This is a genomic window from Levilactobacillus enshiensis, from assembly GCF_007115095.1.
Lineage (GTDB): Bacteria > Bacillota > Bacilli > Lactobacillales > Lactobacillaceae > Levilactobacillus > Levilactobacillus enshiensis.
In genome coordinates this window covers 110,170-132,109 of record NZ_SULH01000005.1, presented here as the reverse complement: position 1 = coordinate 132,109, position 21,940 = coordinate 110,170, and the positions used below count along the sequence as shown (strand labels likewise).

General features: G+C 48.1%; 20 protein-coding genes and 1 tRNA gene. 12 read left to right on the top strand and 9 right to left on the bottom strand.

Features of this window, described 5'->3' with window-relative positions; all coding sequences use genetic code 11:
• Nucleotides 1-90: 90 nt before the first annotated feature.
• Nucleotides 91-1,695 carry a ribonuclease Y gene (gene rny, locus FAY32_RS06705; protein WP_143462684.1) on the top strand — a complete coding sequence of 535 codons (1,605 nt, stop codon included), beginning with the start codon at nucleotides 91-93 and terminating at the stop codon, nucleotides 1,693-1,695.
• An 822-nt stretch (nucleotides 1,696-2,517) separates the two neighbouring features.
• Here rny and FAY32_RS06700 read toward each other — a convergent pair.
• Both FAY32_RS06700 and FAY32_RS06695 read right to left on the bottom strand, forming a co-directional pair.
• Nucleotides 2,518-4,089, bottom strand: a complete 1,572-nt coding sequence (locus tag FAY32_RS06700) for a bifunctional metallophosphatase/5'-nucleotidase (protein WP_143462683.1) — start codon at nucleotides 4,087-4,089, stop codon at nucleotides 2,518-2,520.
• Nucleotides 4,090-4,511: 422 nt separating this feature from the next.
• Nucleotides 4,512-6,608: a cation:proton antiporter gene (locus FAY32_RS06695; protein ID WP_143462682.1), complete on the bottom strand. Its 2,097-nt coding sequence runs from the start codon at nucleotides 6,606-6,608 to the stop codon at nucleotides 4,512-4,514.
• Nucleotides 6,609-7,154: 546 nt separating this feature from the next.
• On the opposite strand from FAY32_RS06695, the gene spx reads away from it, so the two are divergent.
• The 6 genes from spx to FAY32_RS06665 all read left to right on the top strand — a co-directional run bounded on the left by spx (nucleotide 7,155) and on the right by FAY32_RS06665 (nucleotide 12,018).
• Nucleotides 7,155-7,553 carry a transcriptional regulator Spx gene (gene spx / locus FAY32_RS06690; protein WP_143462681.1) on the top strand — a complete coding sequence of 133 codons (399 nt, stop codon included), beginning with the start codon at nucleotides 7,155-7,157 and terminating at the stop codon, nucleotides 7,551-7,553.
• Between the two features lie 190 nt (nucleotides 7,554-7,743).
• Entirely contained in the window at nucleotides 7,744-8,229 is a 486-nt protein-coding gene (locus FAY32_RS06685) for a hypothetical protein (RefSeq protein WP_143462680.1), read from the top strand.
• 517 nt (nucleotides 8,230-8,746) lie between these two features.
• On the top strand, nucleotides 8,747-9,016 hold the full coding sequence (locus tag FAY32_RS06680) for a hypothetical protein (protein WP_143462679.1): 270 nt from the start codon (nucleotides 8,747-8,749) through the stop codon (nucleotides 9,014-9,016).
• Between the two features lie 101 nt (nucleotides 9,017-9,117).
• Nucleotides 9,118-9,627 (top strand): helix-turn-helix domain-containing protein, encoded by a 510-nt coding sequence (locus FAY32_RS06675; protein WP_158727552.1) that lies wholly within the window; start codon nucleotides 9,118-9,120, stop codon nucleotides 9,625-9,627.
• A gap of 1,655 nt (nucleotides 9,628-11,282) precedes the next feature.
• On the top strand, nucleotides 11,283-11,489 hold the full coding sequence (locus FAY32_RS06670) for a hypothetical protein (RefSeq protein ID WP_143462677.1): 207 nt from the start codon (nucleotides 11,283-11,285) through the stop codon (nucleotides 11,487-11,489).
• Complete coding sequence (locus tag FAY32_RS06665; RefSeq protein WP_143462676.1) at nucleotides 11,479-12,018, top strand: GNAT family N-acetyltransferase; 540 nt, start codon at nucleotides 11,479-11,481, stop codon at nucleotides 12,016-12,018. The genes FAY32_RS06670 and FAY32_RS06665 overlap by 11 nt, the downstream gene beginning before the upstream one ends.
• A 344-nt stretch (nucleotides 12,019-12,362) precedes the next feature.
• Here FAY32_RS06665 and FAY32_RS06660 read toward each other — a convergent pair whose 3' ends face one another.
• Both FAY32_RS06660 and FAY32_RS06655 read right to left on the bottom strand, forming a co-directional pair.
• Nucleotides 12,363-12,650, bottom strand: coding sequence for a hypothetical protein (locus FAY32_RS06660; protein WP_143462675.1), 288 nt, complete (start codon nucleotides 12,648-12,650; stop codon nucleotides 12,363-12,365).
• A 182-nt stretch (nucleotides 12,651-12,832) separates the two neighbouring features.
• Nucleotides 12,833-13,762 (bottom strand): oxidoreductase, encoded by a 930-nt coding sequence (locus FAY32_RS06655; RefSeq protein WP_143462674.1) that lies wholly within the window; start codon nucleotides 13,760-13,762, stop codon nucleotides 12,833-12,835.
• Nucleotides 13,763-13,952: 190 nt separating this feature from the next.
• Here FAY32_RS06655 and FAY32_RS06650 point away from each other — a divergent pair, with 190 nt between their 5' ends.
• On the top strand, nucleotides 13,953-15,935 hold the full coding sequence (locus FAY32_RS06650; RefSeq protein ID WP_143462673.1) for a S9 family peptidase: 1,983 nt from the start codon (nucleotides 13,953-13,955) through the stop codon (nucleotides 15,933-15,935).
• Between the two features lie 215 nt (nucleotides 15,936-16,150).
• Nucleotides 16,151-16,510: a helix-turn-helix domain-containing protein gene (locus FAY32_RS06645; RefSeq protein WP_143462672.1), complete on the top strand. Its 360-nt coding sequence runs from the start codon at nucleotides 16,151-16,153 to the stop codon at nucleotides 16,508-16,510.
• A 326-nt stretch (nucleotides 16,511-16,836) separates the two neighbouring features.
• Here FAY32_RS06645 and FAY32_RS06640 read toward each other — a convergent pair whose 3' ends face one another.
• Entirely contained in the window at nucleotides 16,837-17,310 is a 474-nt protein-coding gene (locus FAY32_RS06640; RefSeq protein WP_143462671.1) for a C40 family peptidase, read from the bottom strand.
• A 149-nt stretch (nucleotides 17,311-17,459) separates the two neighbouring features.
• The gene (locus FAY32_RS06635; protein ID WP_143462670.1) at nucleotides 17,460-18,416 is read right to left on the bottom strand and encodes a linear amide C-N hydrolase; all 957 of its coding nucleotides are present in this window, start codon (nucleotides 18,414-18,416) and stop codon (nucleotides 17,460-17,462) included.
• Between the two features lie 150 nt (nucleotides 18,417-18,566).
• Here FAY32_RS06635 and FAY32_RS06630 point away from each other — a divergent pair, with 150 nt between their 5' ends.
• Complete coding sequence (locus FAY32_RS06630) at nucleotides 18,567-19,193, top strand: LVIS_2131 family protein (protein ID WP_143462669.1); 627 nt, start codon at nucleotides 18,567-18,569, stop codon at nucleotides 19,191-19,193.
• 94 nt (nucleotides 19,194-19,287) lie between these two features.
• Here FAY32_RS06630 and FAY32_RS06625 read toward each other — a convergent pair whose 3' ends face one another.
• The 3 genes from FAY32_RS06625 to FAY32_RS06615 form a co-directional block, all read right to left on the bottom strand.
• Nucleotides 19,288-19,842 (bottom strand): M15 family metallopeptidase, encoded by a 555-nt coding sequence (locus FAY32_RS06625; protein WP_143462668.1) that lies wholly within the window; start codon nucleotides 19,840-19,842, stop codon nucleotides 19,288-19,290.
• Nucleotides 19,843-20,221: 379 nt separating this feature from the next.
• Nucleotides 20,222-20,872, bottom strand: coding sequence for an NAD(P)H-hydrate epimerase (locus FAY32_RS06620; protein ID WP_191988154.1), 651 nt, complete (start codon nucleotides 20,870-20,872; stop codon nucleotides 20,222-20,224).
• Nucleotides 20,873-20,899: 27 nt separating this feature from the next.
• Nucleotides 20,900-21,358: a MarR family winged helix-turn-helix transcriptional regulator gene (locus FAY32_RS06615; protein ID WP_143462666.1), complete on the bottom strand. Its 459-nt coding sequence runs from the start codon at nucleotides 21,356-21,358 to the stop codon at nucleotides 20,900-20,902.
• Between the two features lie 135 nt (nucleotides 21,359-21,493).
• Here FAY32_RS06615 and FAY32_RS06610 point away from each other — a divergent pair, with 135 nt between their 5' ends.
• The gene (locus FAY32_RS06610) at nucleotides 21,494-21,820 is read left to right on the top strand and encodes a peptidase dimerization domain-containing protein (protein ID WP_143462665.1); all 327 of its coding nucleotides are present in this window, start codon (nucleotides 21,494-21,496) and stop codon (nucleotides 21,818-21,820) included.
• A gap of 46 nt (nucleotides 21,821-21,866) precedes the next feature.
• Nucleotides 21,867-21,938 (top strand) — tRNA-Arg (locus tag FAY32_RS06605).
• Nucleotides 21,939-21,940: the final 2 nt, after the last annotated feature.

The following is a 21,940-nucleotide window of genomic DNA, read 5'->3' as shown; positions in this document are numbered from 1 at the left end:
GTACCGCCATTTTGCGTGACCGGTCCCCCGAAATTACCTATTAACGGAACCCACGTTGACCGTGGGAGTGAAATTAAGGAGCTTAGCAAATTGTTAATCACAGGACTAATTATTGGTCTTTTGGTGATTGGGCTAGTGCTCGGCTATCTGGTGCGGCAACACAAGCACCGTCAAGAACTCATGGCGGTTCAGGCCCAGGCGCGAGACATCATTGCTCAAGCAACCGAAAAGGCAAAAAAGCAAGTCACCAAATTGCAGGCGGATAGTCGCCACGATACGTTGGCTTATCAGCAGTCAGTAAAAGATGAATTGACCGAACAACAGAGCGACATTGCGGTGCGGGAACAACGGCGGCAGCAGCGCGAACAGTTGTTGGGACAGATGGCCGTACGGTTGGACGATCAGACGGCCATGCTTGACGAACGCAGTCAGGCCAACAGAGACCAGCGCCAAGCCATCCATTTACTGCACGACCAAGCCACGACGTTACGGGAAGACCGCGAAAAAACGTTGGCGGACCGCGCAGAGTTGGATGCCAAGGGTGCGCAGGATACCGTGTTACAGCATACCGAACTGGAACTCAAGCGTGACCGCGACGTGGAAATTAAGGCGTTGAATGACAATGCCGTCGCTAGCGCCGAACGGTGGGCCAAGGATGTCGTCTTATCGGCAACCGAGAGTGGCCCGCAAGACCTGCCTAAGGAACACATGGAACATACAGTGGTCGTGCCCAACGGTGAGATTCGTAGTAAGATCATCGGGCGTGATGGTCAACACATTCGTTTGCTGGAGACGCTGACTGGGACGGACTTGATCTTTGTCCCGGATGATAACACGACGCTATTTATCAGCACGCATGACCCAATTCGCCGTGAAGTGGCGCGGGTCGCCCTGACGAATCTGATTGCCAGTCGGCGCATTTCTGCGAACCAAATTGAAACACAAGTGGAAAATGCGCAACGCGATGTCAACCACAGTCTGTGGGAGACCGGAGAACAGACTGTTAGTCTGCTGCACGTGGGCTGGATGCACCCTGATCTGATGAAACTGATTGGGCGGCTCAAGTACCGGACCAGTTATGGGCAAAATGTACTCTTACACTCAATTGAAGTGGCTCAGTTGACTGGTGCCATGGCGGCGCGACTGGGGTATAACACCCGGTTAGCTCGCCGCGCCGGCCTACTTCACGATATTGGGAAGGCCATCGACCACGAAGTTGAAGGCACCCACGTGGAAATTGGCACGGAATTTGCCCAGAAGTATGGTGAGGACGAGGTCGTTATCAACGCGATTGCGGCCCACCATGGCGATGTGGAGAAGACGTCACCGTTGTCCGACTTGGTAGCCGCTGCGGATGCGATTTCCGGCGCCCGTCCTGGTGCGCGGAGTGAATCCGTGGAAGACTACATCAATCGCTTGCGGGCGTTGGAGCAGATTGCCAACGAACAAACCGGTGTCGCCGAAAGCTATGCCATTCAGGCCGGCCGTGAGCTGCGAATCGTCGTCAAGCCACAAGAACTCGACGACCAAGCAGCGGCTAACCTGACCAAGGAAGTGGCTAAGCAGATTGAAGACAAGCTGACGTATCCGGGGAAAATCAAGGTCACCACGATTCGTCAACTGGCTGCGGTTGAGTACATCGGTGATGAAAAGAAGAAGAAAAAGAAACGCAAGAAAAAGGCTGCTAACGAGTAGTGGTAGGCTCTTTGTCAACGGGTGTTGATATGGAGAATTTGGAGGTTCAATTCACTTTAGAATTGGGCCTTTTTTCTGTAGCTTAATCTTACGATGGATATTGCCCACAATTGGGCTACTGGTTGTACAACTAGTAACTAGTTTATGATTTAAAGTAAGGGGAACGCGGTAGTTTACATGACGAAGACGTAAATAGTTGCGTTCTTCCTCATAGGCGTACTTCTAAGATATAGTGCTATCGATAGCATACTTAAAAAGCTAAAGTTTTTAGTTTAACTATCAAAGGGGAATGACTAATTTATGATGGGCTCAACAAGGAAAGAAAAAAAGTCATGAAAAAAATAATTGGAACACAAATATTTTTATCTGCTATTTTAGGTGTGGGATTAGCGGTCACTGCTGTGTTTGTTATTAATCCTATGATTGACTGGGGAACCAGGGCAGGTAGTTATAGTGGGTATCGATTGCTGCTAACGATAACGTTATTATGTGGCATTGGTATACTAACCGTATCCGTCTTGAATAAAATTTATAAATATGGGAAAAGCGTTGATTCGAAGGCAATATCGTGGATAATATGTTTACTAGTTACCAGTGTTGTTACTGTCACAGGGGGGTACATGTTGACCATGATATTAAATGCTGTTTTTAAGTTATCACCCATGCCCATGATCTGGTGAATATAGTCCATATTTCTGAAAAGTAACGCCAAAACGTCCTGTCATCGGAGCGTTTTTTTAAGGTCGTCCAAAAAAACGGTTATCATTTCCATCTCGCTGCAGAGCAGGGTAGAAATGATAACCGTTTTTCAGTTGTTTCAGATTAATCTTGTGGGTCATTGACCACGCTAAAATTATCGTTAGTGGTCGCATCTATCGTCGGGTGCTCTTGTAGGTAGTCCGCGATGATTTCGCTCATCGCTCCCTGGCTCTCCGCAATGATCTTGTCGGCGCCAAACATGGCATAGTGACCGCCACCGACTGCCCGGTATTGGTTCAATGCGATGCGGAGGGGTTGTTCCGGCGTGACGGGTTGGCCGTGGTACGTCAGATTTTCGACCCGGTGGCCCATGGGCTTCGCCACGTTCAGCCGGTAGTCGACGCCCTCATACATATCGTAGTTGTATTGCCGCCGTTTCGGGTGGACGAAGGCTGGATTAACAGCAATCTCGCCATTTTTCACGGTGAAGTAGCGCGCACTGACTTCCAACGCCGCCTTCAGGTCAGCGCCGGTAATATTCAGGAGGGACAGACCGTTGGGATAGACGTAGTTGGTCATGATATTGCGCATGGTAATGGGATTCTCAAATCCGCGGGCTTCGTCGTTAAACAAGGCCGTTGCGGAAATGTCGGCCCCCATGGTCGCCATCTGGACCTTTTGAATAAATTCAATGTAGGGCGTCTCGTGAATCCGAGCGGCAAAGGGGTCGGTGAATGTCATGTCGCCTTTGATATGGCCCAACGGTTGATCCAGCCAATGACCGACTTCGTTGTTGAGGTCGTTGGCAGCGGTCAAGACCTTGGCGTCCAGAGGCGCCTTTTCAGCACTGACCAGTTCGGCGTGGTGCTGGGTGACGTGCACGGTGCCGTTAGCGTCACGGTCGAGCTCCAGCGTAATCTTGCCGACAGCTTGCCCCCGAAAGCCGGGTTGGGTGGTCGGAATGTCAAAGACGTCGGTGGCCAATTGACGGTGTTGGTGCCCTGTGACTAAGGCATCAATGCCGGGAATGGCCTCTAAAATGTGGTAGGCTTCGTTTTCGCCCACGTGAATGTCATTGGGTTGCCCCGTGACTAGATCGCGTTCAAAGCCCCCGTGGTAGCAGACAACAACGACATCAGCGTGTTCTCTGATGATGGGCACGTATTTCTTGGCGGCGATGAAGGCCGATTCGAATTGCAGACCGCTAATATTAGTGGCTTTCTCCCATTTGTAGACGGCTTGGGTGGTCAGACCGAGGACACCGATCTTGATGCCATCCTTTTCGATGATCTTGTAAGGCTGCCCATATTCGGGTTGGCCGTTAGCGTCCAAAATGTTTGCGCACAGGATCGTTCGTTTGGCGTCACGAATGGCAGCCTGCAGGTACGCCTGACCATAATTAAATTCATGGTTGCCCAGGATCCCGCAGTCATAATTAACTTGATTGTAAATGTTCATGAGTGGTTGTGGATTACGGTCGGGCTTGACCCGGGCCACATAGTAGGCCAGTGGGGAGCCCTCTAGAAAATCACCATTCTCAATGGTCACCACGGGACCTTGAGCGTTAGCTTGTTCGCGGGCAATCACCGTGGCAGCGCGCGCCAGGCCAAATCCCTGGTGGCTTCCCTTTTTCACATAGTTTGTGGGGAAGACGTACCCGTGGGTATCGCTCGTCGATAAAATTGTCAGCTTCATAACTGTCACCCTCCAATTCGCGAAAAGACGCCAAATCTTTAACGTGTTAAAGAAATTATAAGCTAGTTTGCGATGTGTGTAAATTTCTGGTGGCAAAAATCGTTCGATTATGAGATGTTTTCTCACTTAATGCACTGATTTTTGCGGTGTGCTGACCCAAATGGCTTTTCCTTACCAGTAACGCCGGTCCTGGGAGTGGGAATTATCCCAACAAAAAACGACGACCAGACCGAAATTGTCTGCGTCGTCGCTTTTTGTGAACGTATATTACGTTTGGAGTAGTGGGTCGACCGCCGTAGCCAATCGCCCGTTATTTTTACTTTTGGAGGAGTAAAATTGGTAACTTATTCGTAGTTAATTCGTAAGTTATGCGACAACTATAACAGTTAATTGTGAAGAAAATGTGACGCAACGTGGAGAAACTAGTCGGTCGCCGCAATTTCTTGCATGTAGAGCATTTGATCGGTGGAAATTTGCTGGTAAAGTTCTTCTGCCAAGGCCGGCGACAACTTGTGGGCGTTACGTTGTTCGCGGACGTAGGTGTATTCAAATTGGAAAGCTTGAATGAACAGTTCGTTTTGTTGGCTGTCATCTTGTTTGGTGTTCATGCGGCGATGGCGAGCATTGTAGTAGTTCCGCACGGTGTTGACCTCAGTCTGATTGTCGACGCTGGCAATCTTCGTGAGAAAGTCGATAACGTTGGCGTAGACCCCCGCCTCGATCTTGTAAAAGTTCTCGCGGCGTTGCTGGTCGATCCGTTGGTTGCGTGGTCGCCGCTGTCCCCGTTCTTTCTGTAACGCAATCCGGCGTTCTTGGGCCGCCTGCTGTTCGGCTGTGTGGGGCCGCTGTTGAAGCTGCTGCCGTTGCTGCGCGATTCGTTTATCCCGGCGACGATTACGCGTCAGACCATGAATGGCCCGGTGCGTGAGGGCGTGTGCGACCCGGTGCCAAACGAAACGGACCCAGATGGAGATGTTGACGAAGGGGTTGTTACTGTTCATCTGCGATTTGATCACCAACAGCCGAACGTATCTAGCAGCGAAACTCTGTGGAATCGTGCCATCGTCGGCGAAGGCCTGAACCGTCTCGACTTCGACCTGAGTGGCCTGGTTCAAGATCGTCTGCATTTTCTTTTTGTCCGGGCGTTGGTTCGTGGCTTGACTGTTGAGAATCTCAATCACAGCCTGCGTCGTGGCGGGTTCAGCGGTACTTTCTTGGGCCAGCCGGTCGGTCGCGTAGGCCACTAGTGCCTTACGTTCCTTGAGTGCGGTTGCGGGATCCACGGGAAGCGTCTTATTTGGCAACACGAACGGGAGTACCACGGTCGGGACCAGTAAGCTTAGGATAATGACGACCGCGGCGATGAAGATCATCGTATTGCGGAAGGGGAAGCTGGCGCCGTTAAACGTTAGGGGTAGGGAGAAAGCCATGGCTAACGTAATGGTGCCGTGCACACCGGATAAAGCGCCCACCAATGCATTTTTCCGCAAGTTGGCCTTTTCGGAATGAATCAGAGCCCAGTCGAAACGAATCCAGAGGTAACGCAGGGCGAGCATGACCAGATAAAGGGTCACAGCCAACAGCAGGTAGGTCGGCAACGACTTATTGTGATCTTGCTGAATATTTACCCAAACGGTTGGTAGCGAGACCCCTAACAGGACGAAAACGAAGCCGTTGAGGACGCTGGTGATGATGCTCCAGGTCGACCGGGAGACGAGCTGCAGTTGGGTACTGGAGAGCCGCAACTGGTTGTTGGAGGCACTGTAGATCAGCCCCGCGGCGACGACGGCTAAGATACCGGATAGTTCGGCGTGCTCTGCGGCGAGGTAGATGAGAAAGGGCACCAGGACATCGTAGGGCACGATGACGCTGGCGGAGTCCTTGCCACTTTGGACGAGGTAGACCCTGGCCCAAACGGCAACGATCCCCAGAATCAGACCGATCAATAGGCCGCCGAGAAAGACGACCAAGAAATGTTTGATACCGTCACCAACGGAGAAATGGCCAGTTGTAAAGGCGGCCAGAGCTAAGTTGAAGGCTACCAAACCGGAAGCGTCGTTGAAGAGGGACTCGCGTTCCAGCATGCCCATGACGCGTTCGGGAACCGCCATGTTGGTGGTGATCGATGATACAGCCACGGCATCGGTTGGCGTGACGATGGCGGCGAGGGCGAAGGCCAGGGCTAACGGAATGCTGGCAATCATGGCGTGGCTCAGGTAGCCCATCAGAATGACGGTGAGGACGGCTAAGATGACCGCCATGGAAAGGACGGAGCCAACGTTGCGGCGGAGCTCTTTACCATCGGCGTTGCGACCATCGTAGAACATGAGGGGCGCAATGATCAGTAGCATAAACACTTCGGGCTCAAGGACGAAGTGGTGGTAGAGCGGTACCAGGGACAGGATGGCCCCAGCAAAAATTTGGTAGAAAGCCTGCGGAATCAGTGGGAAATACGGATAGATCGTATTGGCGACGATGGTCGCGAGCACCAGTAGCAGGACGGCATAGAAGACGTTCACGGAAAATTCCTCCCAGTGGAAATAACTTTGTGTTCTCATTCTACAACTAATGGTGATGGAAAGGGGAAACGAATATCTTTACATAGCAGAAACGCCGGTTTAGCCACATCGGTTAGTTTGGGGTAATGAATTTAACTGGAAATTTTAACGAAAAATGAATATAAATTCTAATCAAATGAATATTAATACATAGAAATAAAAAAGACACACGTGGCGAATTTAATGGATAATCAAAATGACTTATCAGGGGATAATTTACCGATGGTCGCGACATTGTGACGAAACTAACGGTGATAATTACGCTGTTTTTAATTAATCTCACAAATTCGATTGGGTCCAAGGTAATGGTTGGGGGCAACAACCAACTCACTAAAAAATGTTGCTTGTAATTTAGAAAGTTTCCAAAAAAGGTTGATTATTCATTCAGTTGTGGTAACATATAAGTTGGTTCTACTAGATGATTCAGTGAAACATTTAGCTACAACCAAGCTAAGTCAATTGTTTTTTCTATCGTTACTCAATCCAACGATAAGGAAGTGCTGAGATATGATCAATTTATACATTGCGCCAAGTAGCGCATCCAGTCGGAAGGCCCGTGCATGGCTGAAGGAACACGATATTGCGTTCAGAGAACGGAACATCAAGTCCAAGCCATTGAACGCAGCCGAAATTAAGCAGATTCTTCGCTTGACCGAAAACGGCAGTGAAGACATCATTTCGACCCGGTCGAATGTTTTCAAGCAACTACACGTTGACCTTGACACGCTCTCGGTTAGCCAGTTGGTTGATTTGGTTGTAAAATACCCCGATCTAATCAAGCGCCCCATCATCTTTGATGACAAGCGACTTGAAGTGGGTTACAACGAAGAAGAAATTCGGCGGTTCTTGCCTCGCGATGTGCGGACGGCGGAATTACACCACTTGGAATCACAACTAAGTTCATAGACTAGATCGATCAGTTCTCGGGGGAGTGCTGATCGGTTTTTTATTTTACTTACGATTTAGGTGAAAACTAGGGTATTCTAAAGTATGTATGGAAAGTCAAAATGTTGAGTGAGCCTAGCTAAAGTTATGAAGAAATATCTTCAGATAATAAAAAGTAGCGTAATTTCAGAATGGAGGTGGGATGGTAAACTTGAGTCTTAAAACAATTCGCCAAATTGCTGAGGAGCAATCCGTTAGTAAACAAACTATTCGTAAGCAAATGGATGATGAATTTCGACAACTGTATGTGTCGAAAGAAGGAAATAAATTATTAGTAAGTGAATTAGGAGAAAAAGTGTTAACGGCTCGGTTAAGTAGTTCTGGTGATGACGCAAAAAAACGCAATTCTAAAATGCAAACAGGAAAAAGCCCAGTCGACGTTTTTCATGAGCAACTGGCAATTAAGGATCAGCAAATTTCAAACTTATTAAAAGCCCTAAACCAGTCACAGCAACTGCAGGCTCAAACACAGGAACGGCTGGATTCGACTAATGAGCAACTCCAAAAATTACTAAAAATTGCAAGTGAAGAACGCAAATTGAAAACGCAAATCGCAAATGGCGATAAGGGAACGGTAACACAACAGGTAAGTGATGAACATAAAAAATGGCTTGCACGGTTCTTTAGTAGTAAATAGTTAGTCAAGCTAGCGTATCTTATAAGAATAAAAAAAGGAAATTCAATTTGAAATTGGATTTCCTTTTTTCAATGTAAAGGGAACGTTTCCTATTGGTAAATAGAGCGTTCCTTATGCCTTATCATGCATAGATTTAACCTCGAATCAGGAGGTTAAATCTATGAAGAATATATTTGTTACTATGTTTACTTGTTTGGCAATCCTATTTGGTTGCTATAACGTTATGATGACTGGTCAAGTGTAATGACCGATTGCGAGAATGGAGTAAATATTTTTTGGAAGCTGTTGCGCTTATTATGCCATATATGACATTCTTAACCACAAGCTTTGGAAGTTCTTGAACTACCTCAGTGCCTGTGAGGCCCTTAAACTTTTCCCACTATTCCAACTCAAGTTACGTTAAAAGCATGGCGCCATGACCATAGTTATTCTGACAAGTGTTGCACTTGATTTGGCATTTCGGGTAGACTAAAGGTTAGTTAGATACTAGTAAAAAGTGTTTAGGAGGGAAAATATATTGAAGAGTATAAAGCCACTTATAATAGGCTACGATGTGTGTTGCCTGATTGCTTTGATGTTGATACCTGTTATTTTAAGAGAGAATTTTGTTACACAGGTGGTAAATCTGGTATTGATATCTGTAGTTGCCTATTCTTGGATGAGAGAATACTTTAAAAAGATTAAAAGTAAGAACTGGCTTTTGACATTATCTTGGTACTTGCGAATTATTACGGTTTTTTTTCCGTTAATTGTATTAATTTTAGTCGTTTTGAGTAAATGGCTTTAGTACTTACTAATTAACAAAGAGACCGGACATAACTCGATTTTTATAGAAAAACAGAAAAAACTTTTCTTACACAGGAGGAATATCTAATCGCAGATTTTAGCTTGCAACTAAAAAGTGCTCGTATTGCACAAGGATTTTCACAAAACGAGGTTGCCACAATTCTACACGTCACCCGCCAATCCATTTCAAAATGGGAAAATGGTCGCGGCTATCCAGACCTGGACAATCTAATTCAGCTCAGCGATATTTATAAAATGTCGATTGATAAATTACTAAAGGATAATTCAGAATTAAAAGAACAAATTGATGCCAATAACGAGCAAATTGCTGAAAAAAGGAAACAGTTAAAAAAGATCAACACGTTCCCCTATCAAAATACTGACGAAGGAATCATCTTGATATTACTGGCAATAGTTTCAGTTCTTCTCCCTCCAGTCGGGATCTTTTTACCTATGTACGTCATGTGGCGAAATACCAAATATAATAGTCTACATAAGACCATCATTTTAGTCTCACTACTAGTCATTGTTTTCAGTCTAATTAGTTGCTACGTCGTTATTGAAGACAAATGGATTACACCGTCAAAAACCGTTGTTTATCAAATTAAGTAAGCCTAAGTCTCGCAACTTTTACTAACCCTTGCAGAAAAGCCACTACTTAGGTTACAGGCAATATCACTCTATTGACGGAACCTTACACTACATAAGTATTTCAACAATTTTATGACATGCTCTTAATATCCGAAATTATATCATCAGAGATAGCACCTTTGTATTTTTTAAACAAGATATCGCTGATCATATACTACCGTTACTGTCACTGTCACAACCCGCAACTATCCCTTTACGTTCACCCACGTAAACAGTCCGTTCCTTTTTCTCTCAACTAATATCGTTTAGTATTAATCTTGTTCCAAAAGAAAAGGGAGGAAACACACAATTCATCCCGCGATTAAAATCGCAAGCATTCTGTTTGATTTTTAGTAAAAGAGGCCTAAACAAATATGAGACAATTCTATAACCATTACAAAAGGCAAATAGATAGTTACTTTAGTACCGTACAAAGTTACACCTATTTCCTAGTCTTTTTCATATTTATCATCAAAGGGATAATAGATTTGTTTCAAAAAGGCCATTACTACTTACTCAAGTACCTTCAAGCGGCAGCGACGTCCTTTCTCAGTGGTCTAGCATTCTTTGGAATAATTTTAGCAATCGAATGCTTATACGAAAGACACAGACGCAAAAAGTACCAAAAGTAGGGGGCAACGGTAATATAGATTTCTAAAATGAAAGCTGGCTTAAAGTCCTAAGAAGGCTGGCCTTACCAATTACTGGGCAGGGGTCACAGTAAAGGCCATCTTTCTCATATTCGTCTAAAAGGACGCCGATATAATGAAAAAATTTTACGATCGATATCGATTACAATTTACCAATTATTTTGAAAATATCGAGCTAATGATAGTAGTCATCCTCATAGTAACTTTTGTCATCAAAGGCCCAATAGACCTATTCACCAAAGGGCATTATTACTTACTGCACTACATATTTATTTCAGTAATATCAATTGTTGGCGTTGCACTAGCATTCATAGACGTTCTCATCATTGATTCCATAAACGCAAAACGTAAGGCCAAAAAAGACAAGAGAAAACGATAATGGTTTCGTTTTTAACGGGTATGGAATAAATCGGAGAGGCGAATAATGATATGGAAAAAACTATTGAAATTTTGTGCTTATGCTTAGTCGCTGGCTTACTTCTATCTTTGGTCGTTAGTTTCGTAACGGATTTCAAGGTGATGTTATTGGTAACGATTGCCTTATTGGGTGGGAATTTTATTAAGACACATCTTTTGAGAAAATAGGTAACGATGAAAAACGGTATCGTAGCAGCTAGTTGCCACGATACCGTTTTTGTCTTGCCATAAATTTTTAAATACCACTAAGCGTATTGCTGCTTTTGATAGTTGTTCGCCATTGGTAGCCCAGTTGTTCTAGCGTTTCCACAACGGTGTTTCAATCGTGTTAGTCGTGATGAAAGTCTGTTCGATTGCTACATTCGCGTTAACGATTGTGACTTTGGATGGCGTTCCTAAAGGGATTATATGGCCGTTAGCAGTTTGTAAGCATGCCCGGATGATGTATATTCACAATCAATTAGGTATTAAAACGATAACGTTAGGCGATCTGTAGAACACGTGTTATGCTGGGCGATAAGAATGACTGGTGGAACATAGCGATGTTTGAAACTTGGAGGGACAGTGCATATGAATTCAAATTTAGAATCAGCGGTAATGAGTGACGCGGAATATGATGCTATTTTCAATCCTAAAAATGAGAAGAATATCGCAGCAGTTGCCAAGGCACGTGCGACCTTTGCTAACGTTGAGAAGTATAAGGACTTGGTAATTGAAGCCACACCAAATGGACGGAAACAATTGCGAAATAAGACCATGCTGACTGATGGCCAATAGATGGCCAATAAAGATTGATAATCCAGCTTCACTTCTTTTATTGGCGGATAAAATCCAGCAATTTGATTGTCGACCACGAGATTTTCAGTTAGATTCTTCAAATCAAAAGTCGCGTGCATATGAGAATAATTACTGCCAGATGAATCAGTACTTGCGAGATTCCTTTGTGACGAACGATAAGTCAGCGGTCACATATGTTATGTATAGTGCGAACAATGATACCATAATTGGTTACTACACAATTACAATGGGAACATCTAAGCTCTCGAAAAGATTTCGTGATTCTAGTAAGATTGTGGGGCGTGATGGTAACATTGGTTATCCTTGCGTGGATGTTCCCTTCCTAGCGGTGGATAAAAATTTTCAGCGGGATGGGTACGGAACGCTTTTGCTAGAGCATTTAATGTTAAACGTATACTGGCAGATTATTCCGATAATTGGGGCCGATTTAGTGCGTTTAGACGCTTTGGAAAACGTTAGGGAATTTTATGACAGGCATGGTTTTATCCCTTACTCTCAGATCATCTAAAGAAGCATCTTGTTCCGATGGGAGTGTCTGCTAGAGCAGTGACTGAAACGATTAGGCTCAACGGTACAATTACCAATGAGGAAAAGAGTATTCGTATAATGTTGGAAAATACACTTCTCATTTTCCAATAGTTTGAAGATTCGTAGTTTTGGGCTTACGTCTATTCTTGAGTCGTTAGTTTCGTAACGGATTTCAAGGTGATGTTATTGGTAACGCTTGCCCTATTTGGTGCGAATTTTATTAAGACACATCTTTTGAGAAAATAGGTAACGATGAAAAAACGGTATCGTAGCAGTTAGTTGCCATGATACCGTTTTTGTCTTGCCATAAATTTTAAAATACCACTAAGCGTGTTGCTGCTTCTGATAGTTGTTCGCCATATGTTGGTAGCCTAGCTGTTCTAGCGTTTCCACGACGGTCGCTTCAATCGTGCCGGTCGCAACGACGTCAAAGCCTGCTAATTGGGCAACAATCAGGCTTTCAACACGGTGGACGACTGTGGGGTCATTGGTAAGTGCCGTTAACGCCGCATGAATCTTACGTGAGTTAAACGGAGCGTGCTCCCCAGCTAAGTTTTCCACGGTTAGTCCGCCGGGATGCATCGTGGTCTGTGATCTTCTTAAAACGTCCATCGTCTCTAGCCCTCCAAGCTTTGTGGAACGTAAATCTAATTGATTTCTACGTTCAGTCAAAATGCGTATAAGTCTATGTTACGATGAATGAACAGAAATTACAACTAGATATTGGGGGATAAAAAGACGAATTTTCTACATATAGTAGTAAAACCACAGAACGTGGTGCTATAATTTTTCCGTTAGATTCCGAGCAGGCTTTCCTTAGCATGAATCTGCTGGGCCAAGTTAGCGTTGACTGGCGCCGGAACGTTGAGTTGGGTACCTAATTTGGCGACGTAACCGTTCAGAAAGTCCACTTCGGTCGGCCGGTGTTTGGCCATGTCTTGGTGCATGGAGGGATAGTGCCCGCCATTGGTCGTGGGGTCAAACTGCGCGGCGATGAGGTCGGTCACGGTCTGGGCATCGAAACTAATGTGAGCGGCGTCGGCGACGGCTTGAAATTCGTCAAGCACAGCGTCGTTGAGCGTTCGCCAGTTGGGGAGCGCACCGAACTCGCCGATGTTGCAGTCAAATAGGGTGCAGTAAGTGTTCAACACACTGTTGAGGCCGGCCTTTTTCCAAATGGCGGCCAGCACATCTTCAGCCACGCTAGCGTTGAGGCCAGCATCGTTGAAGGTTTGTAGCACATCTGGTAGGTCGGGGAACTCAGCCGGTACGATGGCTTGTAGGGAGATACTGCCAGTTCCCGTGACGGTGATGTGGCCCGGCCCCGTTAGACTGGAAGACCAGACCGTGGTGCCGGCGACAATCCGATTTTTCGGCACGTGTTTTTCAATCGTTTCGATATTGCCGATACCGTTGGCGAGGGTCAACACGACCGGCTGATTACGTAGCACAGCGCCCAGTTCCGTCAGCATGTGGTCCATCTGCATGGCTTTCGTGAAGAGAATGATGAGGTCAAAGTGGTCGGTCACGTTCTGCGGTGCAGCGGCGGTCATGGCCGTAATGTGGTCGGTGCCATCATTGGTGGTTACGGTGAGGCCCGTCGTGTTGATGGCAGCGACGTGGTCGGCCCAGTTATCGATCAACGTGACTGCGTTGCCAGCATTCTGGAGCTTGACGCCAAAGCGACACCCCATGGCGCCAGCACCTGCAATTGCAATTTTCATCAGAATCACTCCTTAGCTTGTAGTTGTGTTCAGTCTACCACGCTTTGCTGATTGCTAACTTTCAGGCGCGGTCGTTCGGGACGTTTTCCAAAGAACGGCGTTTGAGAATTGACAACGATTGACGACTAGGCTAACATGAAAAACAACCAAATGAGAATATAATGAGAAACTAAATTGAGGAGCGATGTGTATGCCACAAGGTGTCAGTGCCCAGGATCTTTTTAAATTAAAATCGGTGTCGCAACCGTTAGCGACCCAGCAGGCGACTGTTTTTGTTGAAAATAGTGTTGATCAGGCTAGCAATGGGTATCGCGCGCAACTCAACCGTGTCGATGATGCCGGCCATCAACAGGTCATCGCGGTCAATGGAAAATTAAACGTCCAACCCGCGGTGGTGGGTGACCAAGTCTTCTTTGCGGCCAACGTCGCCGACGCCAAGGCACAACTGTTCCAAGTGCCCGTCACGGGTGGTGAGCCACACTTGGTGACCACCACGACGCCAGATGAGGCCGTCAATACGGTGTTGGCAACGGCGGATGGCACGAGTGTCTTCTTTAAGACGACCGAAACGGCTGAACAGCCAAAATTACCAAGTCCCCAAGCCTTTCCCCAGACGCGGCATGTCGAGCGGTTGATCAACAAGGCGGACGGCTATGGCTGGTTACCATTGGACGTGACGTACCGGTTACGGCGGTTCGTGCCAGCAACTGGCGTGGTTGAAGAACTGTTTCAGCAAGCCAATGACTTTAGTTTAACTTCGGTGAGCGCTGACGGGCGGTTCGTGGCCATCTTGCAGGACGACCAGCCCGAAAATGACCGTGACTTTGCGCACGGGGCTTACTGTGTTGACGTGACGACCGGTGACGTGGTTGATTTAACGGCGACACTGCCTGAGGGCCGCTTCAGTGACGCCAGCTTTTCACCGGATGGTCAGCAATTAGCGCTGGTCGGTAACGATGGTGAGTTCGGCGCCCAGACGGTTTCCAACCTCTACGTGGCCAACCGCGAGACCGGCGAGTTGGTAAACCTAACGCCGGATTTACAGGCCGATTTGGTGCCCGACTTCGCGGGAGACTTTGTGCAACAACCCGCGGGCAAGCTGGCCCGGTGGCTAGATGCTGATCACATCGTGTTTGCCGCAGCCTTTCACGCGCACAGTCAACTGTACGTTGCTGGGGATGACGGTGTGAAGTTGGTCGACAATACGGCCCGCCAAGTCGTTGACTTCGATGTGGTCGATGCCGAGCATGTGATTCTCGCCGTTTCCTACCAGGATAAGCCGAGTGAATTGGTGAAATTAGACCTGGTGAGTGGTCAAGAAAAGGTACTCTACGACCCGAACGCTGCTTACGAAGACACCCATGAGTTCGCGCACCCACAGCATTTTGAGTATCAAGCTGCCGATGGTCAACCACTAGAGGGCTGGTATTTACCAGCACAAACGCAGGCGGCAACGCAACCCGTCCTGTTGTACGTTCACGGGGGGCCACACGCAAATTACGGTGAGACCTTCTTCTATGAATTTCAAGTTCACGCCAGCCGTGGGTTTGGCGTCGTCTTCTTCAATCCACGGGGATCGACCAGCTATGGGCAGGCGTATGAAAATGACGTGAACGGACATTACGGCGAAAACGATTACCACGATGTGATGAGTGGCCTGGACGCGGCGTTAGAGAAGTTCCCGGCATTAGACCCACAACGGCAATACATTGCGGGGGGATCGTACGGTGGCTTCATGACACTCTGGACGATTGGCCACACACACCGCTTCGCTGCGGCCGTATCACAGCGGTCGGTCACCAACTGGATCAGTCTGTTTGGGACTAGTGACATTGGCTTTTACTTTAACCCAGTCGAATTGGGTACGGACCTCTTCGACCAGGGTGGGGTGGCGTCGTACTGGAAACAGTCACCGATTGCCTACGCCCAGAACGTAACAACGCCGGTTCGCTTGTTACACGGCGAGTGGGATATGCGTTGCCCGATCAGTCAGTCTGAAGAATATTTCACGGCGGTTAAACGCAACGGGGGCGACGCCGACTTTATTCGTTACCCCCAGAGTTTCCACGGCGTGTCCCGCAGTGGGTTGCCAAGCCTGCGGATTCAACGGCTTGATGACATGACGGAATGGTTTACGGCGCATCCGTCTGTGCAGTTGGAGAAGAAAGATTAAAGATAGTTCAATGGAAAAACGGTCATCCTGATGTTTATGGGATGGCCGTTTTAAGGTGCTAAAATCAGGAACGTTGATTTACGGGGAACCACACCCCATTTTGCAACCACCACGGGCGCAACTAGCCCGGGCAAAGTGCGATTTGGAACAGTTGTTTGCTGGTCAACCTTTGGGGGAGTGAGTATGATGGTGTAAATATGAAGGGGGCGGGTTGCATGGAAAATTTATTTCGGCAACAATTGGTTAAATTACGCCGACAGAAAAATTTGTCGCAGGAACAATTAGCGAGTCGGCTGTTTGTGTCACGGCAGTCGATTTCAAAGTGGGAACAGGGGGAAACAACGCCAGATTTGAACACGCTGGTGAGTTTAGCCAATATATTTGATGTCGGGTTAGATGAGTTGGTTGGTGGCGAGCAGGTAGAGACGAGTATGGGCGATGACGATTGGAGAACGGAACGGCGGTCAACGAACGATGAAATGCGGCGCCACCCGATGAATGGTTGGGAATTTTTAGCGGGGTATTGGTGGTTGTTGGTTCCTTTAGCAGCTATTTTCAGCTCGCTGTTTCATTGAAAATGAGTGGTGGGTGTCGCTGTCGATTGGGCAGTGGCGCTTTTTATTTTTGCAAGGTTCGATTTATAGGGATTACTGACGAGTAAGGTTGGCACTCGCGGAACAGTGGTGAGCACCAGCGGCTTCTGAAACGCGTTTCGCAAGGCAACTCCCTCCGCTTAACAGCAATCAGCAGATAATCCAAGCCCGGATTATCTGCTGATTCCCGTTAATGCTCAGGAGTTAAGCGCCTTGTTCCACGCTCTACCAAAAAGCCCCCGTCGCGACGTACGACGGGGGCACAGTTTATTTCATTTATGAAGGTTGGAACTGTTTGTGAAACCTAATTATTCAACGGCACCGACACGGGCGTAACCAACAGCGTGCCACCATGGGGCGTGAACGGCTTCCGTGACGACACCACGGTTTTGAGAATCGATCATCCGACCGTTACCAACGTATAAGCCGACGTGGGAGATAGAATGCTTGGAACCACCGAAGAAGACTAAGTCACCCTTCTTGATGTTCTTGTAGCTCACGTGCTTGTACTTGTTGTATTGGGCTTGGGCAGTCCGTGGAATGCTCTTAGAAGCCCCCTTCTTGTAGACGTAGCTGGTAAAGCCAGAGCAGTCAAAGCTAGAAGGACCAGTTGAACCCCAGCCGTAAGGTTTGCCAAGTTGGGCCTTAGCGACCTTGTGGATCTTGCTGTAGGACATGGTATCCGCGCTAGCATCAGTGGGTTGCATGATTTCAAAACCTGCAACAGCAAAAGCAACAGTAGCCAGTAAAGTTAAAATAATGTTCGTAAACGTCGTCTTCATAAATGTAAATAAACTCCCTTAATTTCAAATTTGTTTTTTAGATTGAATATCTTTCGATGTGTTTAATACTATCAGGGAGTTGTTACAGAAATGTCTCAAACCAATATCAATCGGATTAAAGGTTCAGTTAAGCTTTGCAACATTTACAGTTAATCAGCTGAATAAGTGTGGGGGAAACGCCGATGGGCCGCCATTTCAGAGGTCAATGTGATTTGTTGCAAACGGTGGGTCGTCCGTGGAATAAAATTGTAAGTTAAGGTGTCTAAGTCGATGACGGCCCGGTAATGCGTGTAGTTGTGGTTGCCTTGGTGGCGTCTGGTGGCATCGTAGGGGAGGACGACGGCGGCTAACCAGTGGAAAATACCGGTCACGGTTTCATCTACTGCGGCCAGGGGGAAAGCCCCCCAACGGCGAATCGCCGTACTCATGAAGCGCCGTGTGGGGACGGTCCCGGTGGGCAGCGGGGCACCACTTGCTAGATAATGTTGCGCGGCGGTGACCGTCTCACCAATAAATTCTGTGCCGGCAACGCCGAGAAAGTCATTGAGATTCTTGAGGTGGGTCGCCAGCACCGGCGTATTGGTCAACACGTCTGCGGGGTCACGTTGTGCGGTCAGGGGACCACCGGTGGGTTCGATGACCAAAGTTTGGCCACTGCGATCACTTAAGATCCAATGGAAGGGGTAGACGTAACGGTCCTGCCCCCATTTACGACTGACTAGGGTTACGCGTGGCAGGTCGGCGACAATGGCGGCCAGTGTTGCATGTTCACCCAGGGCCCAGTTGATGAAGTCCTGCGGTGTCAGGTTGATCTGACCGGTGACCGGGTCATCGGCATAGTCGACGGCACCGGGGAGATAGAGCTCGGCACAAGTGATACCGCTTTCATTTATCCCGTCGGCCATGAGGTAGGCGGAGAAATCACTGGCAGGGCGGCCACCACCGAGAATGGCATAACGCGTGGTGCGGGTGGTGTTCAGCGCCGTTTGCCACTGATAATGGCGTGGTAGAAAGACTGGTCGCCAGGGCGTGGTCGTGGGAAAATCCATGGTGCGCGCAAAAAAATGGTGGTTCGCAGCGGAGGTATAGGTTAGACTAGTACACACAAGGGATTCCTTCTTTTTTCTTCATATTAGCTTTAGTATAACGTAAATTGGCTGAGACAGTGGCTTGTATTCCCGGGGCGAATCTCGTAAGCTAGTAAAGAAGTGAAATACCCGAATTAAGGTTTTAAACATTGGAAGGGAATTGGGAAAATGAAATCAACTTGGAATTTGGTGGGGATGGGCGTTTGGCTGCTCGTTCTCATCGCGCTGGTCTGGATGGTACACGATATGCGTGTGCGCCGGATTCGGCTGATCGTTAAGGAACACCACAGTTTTTCGTGGCGCAACTTTACCATTTCGACGATTGAACTTGTGGCGTGGCTCCTGGTCTTCGGGGGTATGAGCTACACGACCTTTTTCCAAAACGTTAACCATTTAGGCGACCGGGTCAGCCAAACGACGCGCTACGAACCGTTGGTCATTAACACGGGAGATGGCAGTGGGTCGTCCTATTACGTCACGGTCAACAATCGCAAGGGCAACAAGCCAATTCAGACGTATACTTATTTGACCGAGGGTGAGAAATACCAGGTCAGCAGTGCGGATGCTACCGTGTCGGATGGGAAAAAGGCAATCAACTTGCCAGCTTCCGCTTATAAATGGAATGCTAAAAAGGTGGCCAAGTATGACCAACGTCACCAAAAGGCGTGGGTTGGTGTCATCGAGACGACCTATAAGAAGTCGTTCGTCAATGGTCTGGGCCTGCATGCGGGCCGACTGGCGGATCGCTTTACATTGATTCGGATTCCGGATCATTCATTTATGTTAGATGAATAAGAGTAAACAAAAAGTGAGTCCGAGCGTTCAGCTCAGGCTCACTTTTTCGTCGTACTCGGGGGAGTGACTAACGTGGTGCGAAACACAACTAGCCTTAGAAATCGTTGGGGTTGGCCGCGGCCGGACCGTAGTCGTCCATTTGCGCGTCACGGTAATCCCACCATTCGTTTTCGTAGCCGAAGAAACCGGCATCGCGCATGGCTTGATCCAAAATCTGATAGTGCTTTTCCTGTAATGGCGTCCGCGGGTGGTCGCGATGTGCGGCGGTCGTGAAGTCGTCAAATGGGGTCTGCATTTCCAGTTCGTTACCATCAGCATCACAGAGCGTGAGGTCGAAGGTCACCCCTTTTTGATGAGAAAAGTTGGGGTTGGGCTTTGCCACAAACGAAGGATCGGGATAAACAGCGTAGAGGCGTTCTTGAGCGGTTACGGGGCGGTAGGCGTCCCAAATTTTTAAGCGGTAACCCTGTTCACGTAACGTCGCGCTGGCCGCTGCCAATTTCTTAGCCGTACCAGTCCGCGCAATGGCGGTCGTAAAGTCATAGATCACGTGATGGGTAAAGTTGTCCGGGGTGGCGTAGCGCAGGTCGACAAGGATGCTGGGGTCCAGCGCTTGGACGTTGGTAAAGCCAGTTTCGATTGATGACATGGGGCACCTCCTGTAGTTGTTAGGGCCAGTATACCGGGTATTGTGAAGAAAAGCTTGTGAAGTGGCTCAGTTTGGCTGAAAATAAACGACAAAATTTAGTACGTGGGATAAAGCGCTACCATTATTGATGTGGCAACATCGTGTGGTGGGCCGTCAGCGCTGAATTGAGCCGGTGAGAACGCAACTTGAGATTGCGCGGTGGCATGAAATTTCGCAAACTAGCGCAACAAAAAAAACGTCCAACCGATCAAAGGGTTGGGCGCTTGTTTTAGTCGGGAAACACGAAAGTCACTCCACTTCCGTACCGTCTATTTTACAGGAAATGGTTAACGACTGGGCTATTTAACGTCTGGTTGGTACGGTGGGCTAGCAAACGCGGTTAGCGGGCATGCTCCAGGTGGTCCTGTGCGTAAATCCCAATGTCGGCAACGTGGATGGTTCCGCTGTGCCGTTTCCCACTGGTCGTTAAAAGGCCAATCTTGTTGTAGGCCATGGTGGTGGTACTGTCGGCAACAACGGCGACACCGAGAACATCGCCGGTGTCGGCATTGATACCGGATGGGACGTCGATGGCGACGGTCTTGGCATCAGCCGCGTTGATTGCATTGATGGCATCGGCAAATTTGCCAGTGACCAGCCGCGAGAGGCCGACACCAAAGATGGCGTCAACAATCAGCGTGGCGTTGACAATGCGGTTGAGGTCGGTAATTCGCGGAATGTTGTAGTAATCGGCGATCTTGAGCTGTTGCTTGGTCTGTGGCGTGGCGTTGTCGGGATTCCCCAAGAGGTAGATCTCAACGTTGAGGCCACGAATCTTGAGCAGGCGGGCAACAGCGATCCCGTCACCACCGTTGTTGCCAGTGGCGGCGACCACGACGACTCGGCTGAGGTCGAAGTCGTCATTTAAGATGTTGTTGAAGGTGGCCAGGGCCGCGCGTTCCATCAGGACGAGTGCGGGAATGCCGATTTCGTTAATCGTGTGGGCATCGTAGCGTTGGGCTTCAGCAATAGTAATGGCTTTACTCATCAAAAATTCCTCCTTCAGGAAAAAACGTGGTTAGTGGTTCTCTGATTGACGGTCGTCGACTTGTAAGACGCGACTGGAGAGCAACTGGAGCTGCGCAGTAATGGTTGCGTAATCGAAGTTACTGTCGGTTGGCGTGGCCTGTTGCCACCAATCGTGGAGGACGGCAATGGCTTGTTTCACCAGTTCTTTACCGTCTGCGGTTAATTTGAGCCGGCGGTTGCGGCGGTCAGTGGGGTCGGTCTCCTTTTGCAGGAGCGAGAGTTTGACCAGATGTTGAACCATCCGCGCCATGAGACCTTCATCGACAGCCATGGTCCAGGCCGCCTTCCGTTGATTGAGTTGACTAGTTTCTGAGACCAGAACTAATAAATAAAATTCGGTGATATTGACTGGCATTTTGTCGGCTTCCAGAATCTGGTTCATTGCCCGCTGAAATTGGCGATGGAGGATGGCCAGATTCGTGGTAAAGTCGAGTATCGAGTCTTCCATGAGCCGCCTCCTTAATCGTAATTGCTTAACTTACCCCTAGTTTACACCAGATTGCGGGGAACGATAATGCTTTGACTCGTTTCTTTAGTAGGAAGTGATAGAATAGCAGTAAAACTAATTATGGGAGGCACCGCCGTGTTTATTCAAGTACCGACTGATATGGATGAAGTGCAGATGCGTCAGCTACAATTGAAGCAACAGGGAGAAATGGTCACGGAGGATGTGATTATTCGCCAAGCCGTCCTCGACATTTTCCAGAACTTGTTAGACCAGATTGAAGACGGCCATTACGATACCGCCGCGTGGCAGGGCGAAACGTTAACGGTCACGGACATCAATGGTGACCAGATGGCCACGGTCAAGCCAAAGGAAGCGACGTTTATTGCCGATTTCCGCAAGAGTGCGGACGCAACTGAGGAATATTTGGAACAAGAAGCCATTCGCGCTGCCGGGGGCCGATAAAATATTTGGCACTTGGACTAATTTAGGACTAAAATAAAGGTGTTGTGCGCCCTTAGTGTAATGGATAGCACATGAGATTTCGGTCCTCATGATCCGAGTTCGACTCTCGGGGGGCGCATT

Excerpts from the sequence above, each read along its gene's own strand:
- FAY32_RS06700 (WP_143462683.1), bottom strand. The coding sequence starts at position 4,089 with ATGAAGCTGACAATTTTATCGACGAGCGATACCCACGGGTACGTCTTC.
- spx (WP_143462681.1), top strand. The coding sequence starts at position 7,155 with ATGATCAATTTATACATTGCGCCAAGTAGCGCATCCAGTCGGAAGGCC.
- FAY32_RS06670 (WP_143462677.1), top strand. The coding sequence starts at position 11,283 with ATGAATTCAAATTTAGAATCAGCGGTAATGAGTGACGCGGAATATGAT.
- FAY32_RS06665 (WP_143462676.1), top strand. The coding sequence starts at position 11,479 with ATGGCCAATAGATGGCCAATAAAGATTGATAATCCAGCTTCACTTCTT.
- FAY32_RS06660 (WP_143462675.1), bottom strand. The coding sequence starts at position 12,650 with ATGGACGTTTTAAGAAGATCACAGACCACGATGCATCCCGGCGGACTA.
- FAY32_RS06655 (WP_143462674.1), bottom strand. The coding sequence starts at position 13,762 with ATGAAAATTGCAATTGCAGGTGCTGGCGCCATGGGGTGTCGCTTTGGC.
- FAY32_RS06650 (WP_143462673.1), top strand. The coding sequence starts at position 13,953 with ATGCCACAAGGTGTCAGTGCCCAGGATCTTTTTAAATTAAAATCGGTG.
- FAY32_RS06645 (WP_143462672.1), top strand. The coding sequence starts at position 16,151 with ATGGAAAATTTATTTCGGCAACAATTGGTTAAATTACGCCGACAGAAA.
- FAY32_RS06640 (WP_143462671.1), bottom strand. The coding sequence starts at position 17,310 with ATGAAGACGACGTTTACGAACATTATTTTAACTTTACTGGCTACTGTT.
- FAY32_RS06630 (WP_143462669.1), top strand. The coding sequence starts at position 18,567 with ATGAAATCAACTTGGAATTTGGTGGGGATGGGCGTTTGGCTGCTCGTT.
- FAY32_RS06625 (WP_143462668.1), bottom strand. The coding sequence starts at position 19,842 with ATGTCATCAATCGAAACTGGCTTTACCAACGTCCAAGCGCTGGACCCC.
- FAY32_RS06615 (WP_143462666.1), bottom strand. The coding sequence starts at position 21,358 with ATGGAAGACTCGATACTCGACTTTACCACGAATCTGGCCATCCTCCAT.